We start from the raw sequence: 9,544 nt of genomic DNA on the forward strand, positions 1-9,544 counted from the left end.
CCGCCATCGCACTCCTTTTTTGCCGCAAGGGCCCGTCCAGCTATCGCCGAACTTAGACCTCGCGAGGTCTACTTCGTCGGCTCGGTCGTCGACCACAGCTTTGTCGTGGCGTCCTTCTCATAGGCCATGCCCTTGGGATAGCTGATCAGCTCCATCTGCAGTCCCCATGGCGTCAGGAAATACAGAATCGACTGGCCCGCCGCGGGACCTTCCTTGACCGGAATCGGCCCCTGCATGGTCTTGACGCCCTTGGTGCGCAAATATTCGGCGGCCTTGTCGATATCGTCGACATAGAGCGCGATGTGATGACCGCCGTAGTCGCTGTTCTTGGGCTCGGTCTTGTCCTGGTCGGGTGACTTGTACTGGAACAGCTCGATGTTCGAGCCGTAGCCGCAGCGGACCATGCTGATCTCTTCGATAACGGCGCGTGGATTGACGTTGACGGCGTCCTTCATGAACGTGCCCTTGTCATCCATGAAGGGTCCGAACGACATCGCATGCTTGCAGCCGATCACATCCGTGAAAAAGGCGGTTGCCGCTTTCACATCCGGCACGGTGACGCCAGTGTGATCGTGGCCGCGCAGGCCAGGGATGGAATCGGCCGAGGCCGGCGTCGCGGACGCGCCGATCGTCAACGCAGCGAAGGCAAACAGGTATCTCAACTTGGTCATGATCGCTCCCTTTGGTTTTTGCGGTTTCTAAACTCACTCCACTAGCCGGGCGAGGCGAGTTGCCGCTCGACCCCCTTGGGATCGTGGGCGAGGCCTTGTGCGAGGCCGCGCGCCATCTCGCCGACATAGATCTCCTCCTCGCCCGCCTCAAACCCGTTGAGGATTTCCTTGGCGGCATCCGCGGTGGTCATCTTCGGGATGGTCAGCATCGCTGTCATCCGCGTATCGATCGCGCCGGGAAGTGCGGCGGCAATGCGCACGCCCTTTGGCGCCAACTCGCCGCGCAAACCTTGCGTCAGGCTGAGGCCGGCCGCCTTGGATGCGCAATAGGACCCCATGAACGGCAGATTGACGCGCGATAGAATGGTCAGGAGGTTGAGTACCGCGCCCTTGTTCTTGATCAGCGCCGGCGCAAAGGCCTTGGTCACCCGCAGCGGCGCGAGATAATTGATCTCGATCTCCTCGCGCGCGATCGCGAGATCGGGCGCCGTCATGAACGACGTATTATGATTGACGCCGGCATTGTTGATCAGAAGCGTGACATCGGCCGCTGTACTGGCTGCTTTCGCCACGTCGGCGTCGCTGGTGACGTCCATCTTGACCGGCACGATCCCGGCTGACGCACTGAGCCCGGAAACATCGCGGGCCGCCGCATAGATCTTGGCAGCCCCGCGGGACTTGAGTTCGGCGATGAGCGCCTTTGCAATCGCGCCGGTGGCGCCGGTGATGAAGACGACAGAACCCTTGATGGTCTCGGTCATGCGGCTGATCCTTGCTGTTGAGAGGTGGCAAGCGGTGGGGAATCGTCGAGCCAACCCGGCTCGACATCGGGCAATGGAATCGCGGCAAGCAGCTGCCGCGTATAGGCATGCTGGGGGGCGCTGAAGACTCGCGCGACCGGCCCGTATTCGACGACCTCGCCCTGGTTCAGGATCGCGACGTCGTCGCAGAGCACGCGAACCAGCGAAAGATCGTGGCTGATGAACACCATGGTGAGGCCAAGCCGCGCGCGCAGCTCCCTCAACAACAATAGAATGTGCGCCTGGGTCGAGACGTCGAGGCCCGACACGATTTCGTCGGCGACGATGAAATCGGGTTCGAGCGCGAGCGCCCGCGCGATGCCGGCGCGCTGGCGCTGGCCGCCCGAAAGCTCGTTCGGATAGCGGTAGGCGAATTCGGCCGGCAGGCCGACGAGATGCAGCAGCGCCGCCGCGCGCTCGCGCTGGTCTCGCCTCCCCTTCAGCCGGCCATAGGCGCCGAGCGGCCGCGTCAGCGTGGTGCCGAGCCGCAGCCGCGGATTGAGCGAGGACTGCGGGTCCTGAAAGATCATCTGGATGCGCGCGCGCAACGGGCGCATCGCGGCGTCATCGAGGCCGCCGATCTCGACGCCATCGAACTGAATGCCACCGGCGGTCGGCTTGAGCAGCCGCACCAGCAGGCGGCCGAGCGTCGTCTTGCCGGAGCCGGACTCGCCGACAAGGCCGAGCACGGATCCACGAGGCACGACGATATCGACGCCCTTGATCACCTCACGCAGACTGCTTTTGCGAAACAGGCCGTTACGTTGCGGATAGCCGAAACGGAGACTTGCGGTGCGAAGCAGGATGTCGGTCATGCCGGCCCCGCTCCACGTAACAGGTCGAGCCGGTGCGCTTCCGACCATAATTGCTCGATCAAGGCCGGCGGCACCGGACGCAGCGTCTCAGCCGGCCGGTCGGCCCGCGGCGTTGCCGCGAGCAGGGCGCGCGTATAGGCGTGGCGCGGGCGCGTCAGCACCTCCGTGGTCTCGCCCTCTTCGAGCACGCGGCCCGCGTGCAGCACCGTCATGCTGCGGCATATCTTTGCGACCACGCCGAGGTCATGGGTGATGAACAGCACGGCGCTGCCGTGACGCCGGCGCAGCCGCTCGACGAGCTGAAGCACCTGACGCTGCACGGTAACATCGAGGGCCGTGGTCGGCTCGTCCGCAATGACGAGCGAGGGATCACACGCGAAGGCCATTGCGATCAGCACGCGCTGCCGCATGCCGCCCGAGATTTCGTGCGGATAGAGCGACAGCACCCGCTCCGGGTCGCGGATCGCGACCTCGATCAGAAGCTCGGTCGCGCGCAACAGCGCGGCCCGCTTCGACAGGCCGAGATGATGCCGCAGCAGGCTGCCGATCTGCGCCCCGACGCGCTTGACCGGATTGAGCGACGTCATCGGGTCCTGCGGAATCAGCGCGATGCGGCGGCCAAGCAGGCTGCGCCGTTCGGCTTCGCGCATCTTGAGGAGATCGCGGCCTTCGAAGGCGATGTGGCCCGACGTGATGGCGGCGTTCGCCGGCAACAACCCCAGCACGGCACGGCCCAGCATGGATTTGCCGGCGCCGGACTCACCGACCAGCCCGCGGACTTCACCCGGTTCAACCTCGAGGCTGACCCCGCGCAGCACGTTGCTGTCGCCTATCGCGACCTTTAGCCCGTCGACGGTAAGCGTGCCGGTCATGAGCGCTGCACCGGATCGAGCGCCAGGCGCAGGCCATCGCCAAGCAGATTGAGGCCGATGACGCTTGCAATGATGCAAGCAATCGGCAGCGCCATGATCCACGGCGCCTGGTAGACGATCTGGCGCCCTTCCGCGATCATGCTTCCCCAGGTCGGGGTGTCGCCGGCAACCGAGATTCCGACAAAGGACAGGATCACCTCGACCAGGATCGCAATTCCCATCTCGACCGCGAGCAACGTCACCAGCAACGGAACGAGGTTGGGCAGGATCTCCAGCCGCAACAGCCTTGCACGGCTCAACCCGATCGCGCGCGCCGCGGCGGCATAGTCGCGCGTCAACTGCACCATGGTTTCGGCGCGCACCACGCGGGCAAAGCGGGTCCAGTCGACCACCACGATCGCCACGATGACCGAAGTCAGCCCGGCGCCGATCACCGCCGCCAGCACGATCGACAGCAACACCGGCGGAAACGCCATCCAGACGTCGATCAGCCGCGAGATACACTGATCGACCCAGCCGCCGAAGCTGCCGGCCAGAAGCCCGAGCGAAACGCCGATCAGCGCTGCGAGTGACGCTGCGATCAGCGCCACCATGACCGCCGTTCGCGCGGAATAGATCAGGCGCGACAGCACGCAGCGGCCGAGACTGTCCGTGCCGAGGATGTAGGCGGGATCGCCGCCCTGCATCCAGGTCGGCGGCAACTGTGCCGACAGCAAATCCTGTTCGAGCGGATCGTGCGGCGCCAGCAGGTGTGCGAACAACGCGGCCAGCACCAATATCGCCACCAGCGCCGCGCCGACCCACAAGCGCGCGCCGCCGCGCTTCAATCCGGCGAGCAAACGCGAATTTGGTGCGGCAAGTGGCGCGAGCGCAATGTCAGCCATGGCGCAGCCTCGGATCGAGCAGCGTCACGATGAAGTCGACGATGAGGTTGAGCGCGATGAACATCACCGCGAACGTCAAAACCAGTCCCTGGATCAGCGGGAAGTCGCGATTGATCACGGCGTCGATCGCCATGTTGCCGATGCCTTCATACGAGAAGATGCGCTCGACCAGCACGGTGCCGCCGAGCAGCAGCGTCACCTGCACGCCGCCGAGCGCAACCGTCGGGATCAGCGCATTGGGAAAGACTTCGTTGAGCAGGATCGCCGGCCGCGAATAGCCGCGCGCGCGGGCGACCTGCGCATAGTCCTGGTCCTCGGCCTCGGCCAGCGAGGCCTTCAAGAGGCGCGCGATAATGGCCGCAAACGGCAATGCCAGCGCCAGCGCCGGCAGGATCATGTGGCGCAGCAGCGCCGAGGCGATATCGAAACGGCCGGTCAGCAGGCTTTCGATCAGATAGAAATTGCTGTGAAAGCCGACATCGATCTGCGGATCGATGCGGCCGGAAATCGGCAGCCACGGGATCAGCACGCCGAACGTCAACAGCAGGATCAGCGCCCAGAGAAAATCCGGAATCGCAAGCAGTACGCCGATCCCGCCATCGACCGCCCACTCGGCGCGCCGGCCGCGCAGCAAGATGCCGATAAGTGCTGCGAGCCCCCCGATGACGAGGGCTATCAACGTCGCCAGCAGCGCCAGTTCCAGGGTTGCCGGCAGGCGCATCAGCAGCAGGTCGGACACGCTTTGGCGCACGCTTATCGATCGTCCGAAATCACCGCTCGCGACCTGGCCGAGCCAGGTCACGAATTGATGAAAGATCGGCTGGTCGAGGCCGTAGAGCGCCCGCAGCCGGACGATATCGGCCTCCGAGGCGCCCGGAGGGATCATCATCGCGATGGGATCGCCGGGCACGACGCGCAACAACACGAATACGATCACCGCCACGCCGAATAGAGTGGGCGGTACGAGGACGAGTCGCCTGATGATCTCGCCCCATCGCATCGCTACATCACCGTTTCCTGATCACAGACCTTAAGCGGGCGTGACGAGTTGCGGAAGGATCATGCCGTTGGATTGCGCCACGACCTTCAGGCCTTTCTTGTAGATGATCGGCTGCACGTACTGGAACAGCGGGATCACCTCGCCTTCCTCGGCGATGTACTTGTCGACCGCCTTGTAACCGGCGATGCGCTTGGCCTCGTCCTTCTCGCCCCACAGCGGCCCGATGCGCTCGACGAGATCCTTGCCCTTCCAGGCGCAATGCGGCGACGGGCCGAACATCGCAAAACCGGTCGAGGTGGAGGGATCGCCGATCGCGTTGCCCCAGTTGTAGAACGCCGCCGGCGCGAGCTTGTGGGCGGCGCGCAGTTCGAAATGCTTGGCGATTTCGTAGACCTCGATGTTGGCGTCGATGCCGACCTTGCGCCACATGCCGACGATCGCCTGGATCATTTCGTAATCCTTCGGCTTGAAGCCGCGCGTCGTCTGGATCGTGAACTTGACCGGCTTGTCCGGCGAGTAGCCGCTCTTGGCGAGCAGGCTCTTGGCCAGCTCGGGATCGTAAGAGACCTTGATCGAGGGATCGAAGGCGGCATAACCGGGCGCCTCCAGCGTCGAGATCGGAACGCCGTAACCCTTCAAGAGCCGGTCGACGATCGCCTTCTTGTCGATCGCGTGGTTGGCGGCCAGCCGGACGTTGCGGTCGAGCATCGGATCGATGTCGGTGATGAATATCATCGCGATATCGGACACCGGCTTGGTCTGGCCGGCGAGGCCCGGCTTGGCCTTCAGGCGATCGAATTCCTCGTAAGGAATTTCAAAGGTCAGGTCCGAGCCGCCGGATTCGATTTCGGCGACGCGGCTGGTGGGGTCGGTGATGAACTTGAACACCACGGTCTCGAAGGCCGGCTTGCCGCCCCAGTAGCCGGCATGCGCCTTCAGCCGCAGGAACGCGTTGCGCTCGAAGGCATCGACCTTGTAGGGACCGGACCCGATCGGCGCCTTCTCGAATCCTTCGGCGCCGACTTTCTCGTAATAGGCTTTCGGCAGGATGTAGCCGGTAAGGAACGCCATCCATTTGAACAGCGTCGGCTCGAACTCCAGCACGTCGCCGGTAATGGTATTACCGTCGATCTTGTAGTTACCGACCTTGGCCCAGACGAACTGGATCGGGTTGCCGCCCTTCGGATCGGCGGCGCGCTTCAACGACCACACCACGTCCTCCGGCGTCACCGGCGAACCGTCGTGCCAGGTCGCGCCCTTGCGCAACTCCATGCTGATTTTGGTGCGGTCGGCGTTCCAGCCCCATTTGGTCAGAAGGCCCGGCTTGAACGAGAGGTCCGGCGCCTGGCCGATATAGGGATCGAACACCGACTGGTAGATCGACTGGATCGTCGGATTGACCGCGGACAGTCCGACGGTCGGGTCGAACGACGGCAGATTGACGTTATAGGCGATGGTCAGCGTGCCTGCCGCGGCATGCGCCACGCCATCACCGAGGAGACCGGAAAGCGGCAGCGCCGCTGCGCCACCGGCGAGTTGCAGGATCGAACGGCGAGACAGTGAAGACATCATGTTCATTACCCCAACGCTATGAGCCATGAGCGCCAGCGGCGCCGTCGACTCGTTTCAATTATTTGCTCGACTATTTTCCTGCGCTCTCGGACCAGCGGGCCATCAAGGTGTTCGACGGTAGCGACTCATCGACGAGCTTCTTCGCGGTCTCGACGCCGGCGACCGGAAGCTTCTTCGGGTCGAGCAGCCCGATCTGGACCAGTACCGAGGCCTGATCCCAATAGATGTGTTCGTTGTAGAGCTTGTCGCCGCGGAAACGCACGATCGCGACCAGCGGGATCTCGACATATTTGCCGGTCGGCGCAACGCCGGGCAGCATCCAGTCGATTTCGATGTCATGGGTGAAGCAGAACAGCATCTCGTCGACGATGCGGTCGGCGCCGATGGTGCGCGAGATCGGAATGAGCTTGGTGTCTTGCGGCGTCTTCGGAATGAAATGGTGCTTGTAGAAGCGCAGGAGATCGCGATAGCCGACGCCGCCGGTCATGGTCGGAATGTGATTGACATAGGGCTCGGCGACCATCGTTCCCATGGTTTCTTCCGCCGAACGCACGCCGAATTCCAGTTCGGTGTGCCGGTCCCACAGCGTCGACAGATCGTAGTGCGGACCCAGCACCTTGCGGAACAGCGCGATCGAGCGCGAATGCGCCATTAAAGTCGCCGGCTTGTTGAAGCTTGCGCGTTCCGGCGCGGCAAAGGCGTGGTCGCAGCCGGGATAGAGATAGAACTCGACGTCGGAGCGTCCCTTGAAGGCGGCCTTGACCTGCTCGCGCGCCTCCGCCGGCGCGTACTTGTCGAGCTCGGCGAAGTGAAACACCATCGGTCCCTTGACCTTGCCGGCTTCGGCAATGTCGGCCTCGATGCCGACACCGTAGTAACTGACGGCGCAATCGACATCGGTGCGGGCAGCGACGAGATAAGCGAGCTTGCCGCCAAGGCAGAACCCGAGCGCGCCGACCTTGCCTTTGCACTCGGGGCGCGCGCGCAGCACTTTCAGCGCGTCGTCGGCATCCTTGATCGACTGGTTGGCGTCAAAGCGCTGGTAATAGCCGAACGCCTTGTTGAAATCGGCCTCGGAATAGCCGAGGTCGACGCCCGGCTCCATGCGCCAGAACAGATCCGGCGCCAGCACGACATAACCTTCTTCCGCGTAGTAGTCGGCGGTCTCGCGCATCGACTTGTTGACGCCAAATATCTCCTGCAACAACAAAATGCCGGGACCGGAGCCTGAGGCGGGAACGGCGAGATAGCCCTTGAACTTGCCGCCATCCTTGGCAGCGATGTCGATCCATTGTCCCGCCATCGAATTCTCCCCTTGCTGACTGCTATCGAGCCATCGTCGCGGCGCTGTTTGGCGCGCCATGCATGAGCCGAAGGGGTGTACCCCTTTTCATCATGCTTTCTTAATTGTATTTTTAATGTAAGAATCGAACTTGTAAATAGGCTAGTGCGGCGACTCTGACGTTCCTTTCAGTGTCGCTGCGAGTTCTTCGAAGGAACGTCAGAGTCAAAGCCGCACTGGAAAACCTATATCTGCTAGTGTCCCTTTGGTTCTGACATTCGTAAAAGTGCCTGCCGCGATAGGGTGCGAATGTCAGAACCGGGACACTGGATTGGGCAGGTCCTGCCCAGACGCTGGGCGAAACGAGAATCGGGAGACGACGTTGAGGAAGACGCAGAAGGCCGCAGCGAAGCGAACCGGCGAGGCCGCCAAGCCGAAGCCGATTACCGTCGAGCGGCCGGGCTCCTGGCATTTGGCGCGCACCGAGACCGAGCGGCGGCTGTCTGAATTCGAGTTTCGGCTGGAGCGGCTTGCACAAGCCTATTATCGCTGGAAAGCTGCGGGCCTTGCCGCGGTCTGCGATGTGCCGCTGACCGGCGACGATGTCGCGGTGCTCAATGTGGTGCGGATGGGCGACGAGCCGAAGCGGCTTTCCGAAATCGGCCAGCTGCTCAACCGCGTCGACGTCCCCAATCTCCAATACGCGACGCGAAAGCTGGTGAAGGCCGGCCTGATCGAGACCGAAGGCTCGTCGTCGCGCAAGGAAACGCGCTATCGCGCGACCGGGACCGGCCACTCCGTCACCGAAGCCTACGCGGCGTTGCGCGCCGCAACCTTGCCGCCGATGCTGGAGGCACTGGAAGGCTGGGCGGAAAAATCCGTGGCCGCCGGTTCTCATCTCGAACTGGTCGCCAGCCTCTATACCCAGGCCGCGCAAGTCGCGATCACACGGCGGCATCAGCCGTAAGCGTTGCGCAAATCGAACGACACGAAACGCGCTGAACCGGCCAGCGCGTTTCGTTGGTGCGTGCTTACAGCAATGCGTATTGCGCGCGTTCGCGCTTGGCGAGCAAAGGCAAGGCCTGGCCGGCGATGTAGGTTTTGAAATAGCCGCTCTCCTGATGGGCTTTCAGCGCCGCTTCGTCGCGGAACAGTTCATAGAACAGAAACTGCGCCGGATTGTCCTTGTTGCGGCCGATCAGGAAAAGCTTCGCGCCGGGATCCTTTTGCGCCTCGGGGAGGAAGCTGTCGAGAATGGCCGCGACCTTGTCGGCCTGTCCCTCCTTCGCTTCCCATTGCGCCACCACCAGCAGGCCACCGCCACCGACGGCTTCGCCAATCGTCTTATTATTCCCAACATATTGGTTCATGGTCTTACCTTCCTGTTGTTCGGATCGAGATGGTGAAATCGTCCACGGCGTGAAATTGCAGATCGCCGGGACTGCGCCTGATATTGCGATCGCCGATCGGCGATCGAAATTTCGGCACGACGCGGCGCTCCCCGAGCTTCGGTCGAACGCTCCATGATGTTCTCCGTTGGCTCGCTTGATCGCAGTCAACACCGGATCAATAGCATCCGTTTCGACAGGAACATTCGATGGAGGTCGAAGTGTTAAAGCTGTGAAGGTGAGGTTGGGGTGGCCGAGGT

Annotated in this window: 10 protein-coding genes; 1 reads left to right on the top strand and 9 read right to left on the bottom strand. The window is 62.9% G+C overall.

Going from position 1 to position 9,544, the window contains the following annotated elements:
- Nucleotides 1-68 precede the first annotated feature (68 nt).
- The 8 genes from WB528_RS16015 to WB528_RS16050 form a co-directional block, all read right to left on the bottom strand.
- Nucleotides 69-671, bottom strand: coding sequence for a VOC family protein (locus WB528_RS16015; RefSeq protein WP_423889387.1), 603 nt, complete (start codon nt 669-671; stop codon nt 69-71).
- 41 nt (nt 672-712) lie between these two features.
- Nucleotides 713-1,432 (bottom strand): SDR family oxidoreductase, encoded by a 720-nt coding sequence (locus WB528_RS16020; protein WP_423889388.1) that lies wholly within the window; start codon nt 1,430-1,432, stop codon nt 713-715.
- A complete protein-coding gene (locus tag WB528_RS16025; protein WP_423889389.1) occupies nt 1,429-2,286 on the bottom strand; it encodes an ATP-binding cassette domain-containing protein in 858 nt (285 codons plus the stop codon). Before WB528_RS16025 ends, WB528_RS16020 begins: the two co-directional genes overlap by 4 nt.
- Nucleotides 2,283-3,158, bottom strand: coding sequence for an ABC transporter ATP-binding protein (locus tag WB528_RS16030; protein WP_423889390.1), 876 nt, complete (start codon nt 3,156-3,158; stop codon nt 2,283-2,285). The genes WB528_RS16025 and WB528_RS16030 overlap by 4 nt, the downstream gene beginning before the upstream one ends.
- The gene (locus tag WB528_RS16035; protein WP_423889391.1) at nt 3,155-4,042 is read right to left on the bottom strand and encodes an ABC transporter permease; all 888 of its coding nucleotides are present in this window, start codon (nt 4,040-4,042) and stop codon (nt 3,155-3,157) included. The genes WB528_RS16030 and WB528_RS16035 overlap by 4 nt, the downstream gene beginning before the upstream one ends.
- Nucleotides 4,035-5,042, bottom strand: a complete 1,008-nt coding sequence (locus WB528_RS16040; RefSeq protein ID WP_423889392.1) for an ABC transporter permease — start codon at nt 5,040-5,042, stop codon at nt 4,035-4,037. Before WB528_RS16040 ends, WB528_RS16035 begins: the two co-directional genes overlap by 8 nt.
- A 30-nt stretch (nt 5,043-5,072) precedes the next feature.
- A complete protein-coding gene (locus WB528_RS16045; protein ID WP_423889396.1) occupies nt 5,073-6,611 on the bottom strand; it encodes an ABC transporter substrate-binding protein in 1,539 nt (512 codons plus the stop codon).
- Between the two features lie 73 nt (nt 6,612-6,684).
- Complete coding sequence (locus WB528_RS16050; protein WP_423889393.1) at nt 6,685-7,917, bottom strand: dienelactone hydrolase family protein; 1,233 nt, start codon at nt 7,915-7,917, stop codon at nt 6,685-6,687.
- Between the two features lie 361 nt (nt 7,918-8,278).
- Here WB528_RS16050 and WB528_RS16055 point away from each other — a divergent pair, with 361 nt between their 5' ends.
- Nucleotides 8,279-8,863, top strand: coding sequence for a helix-turn-helix domain-containing protein (locus WB528_RS16055; protein WP_423889394.1), 585 nt, complete (start codon nt 8,279-8,281; stop codon nt 8,861-8,863).
- A gap of 64 nt (nt 8,864-8,927) precedes the next feature.
- On the opposite strand, the gene WB528_RS16060 is transcribed toward WB528_RS16055, so the two are convergent.
- The gene (locus WB528_RS16060; RefSeq protein WP_423889395.1) at nt 8,928-9,266 is read right to left on the bottom strand and encodes a putative quinol monooxygenase; all 339 of its coding nucleotides are present in this window, start codon (nt 9,264-9,266) and stop codon (nt 8,928-8,930) included.
- Nucleotides 9,267-9,544 lie beyond the last annotated feature (278 nt).

Origin of the sequence: Bradyrhizobium sp. (assembly GCF_049586575.1) — a bacterium.
Lineage (GTDB): Bacteria > Pseudomonadota > Alphaproteobacteria > Rhizobiales > Xanthobacteraceae > Bradyrhizobium.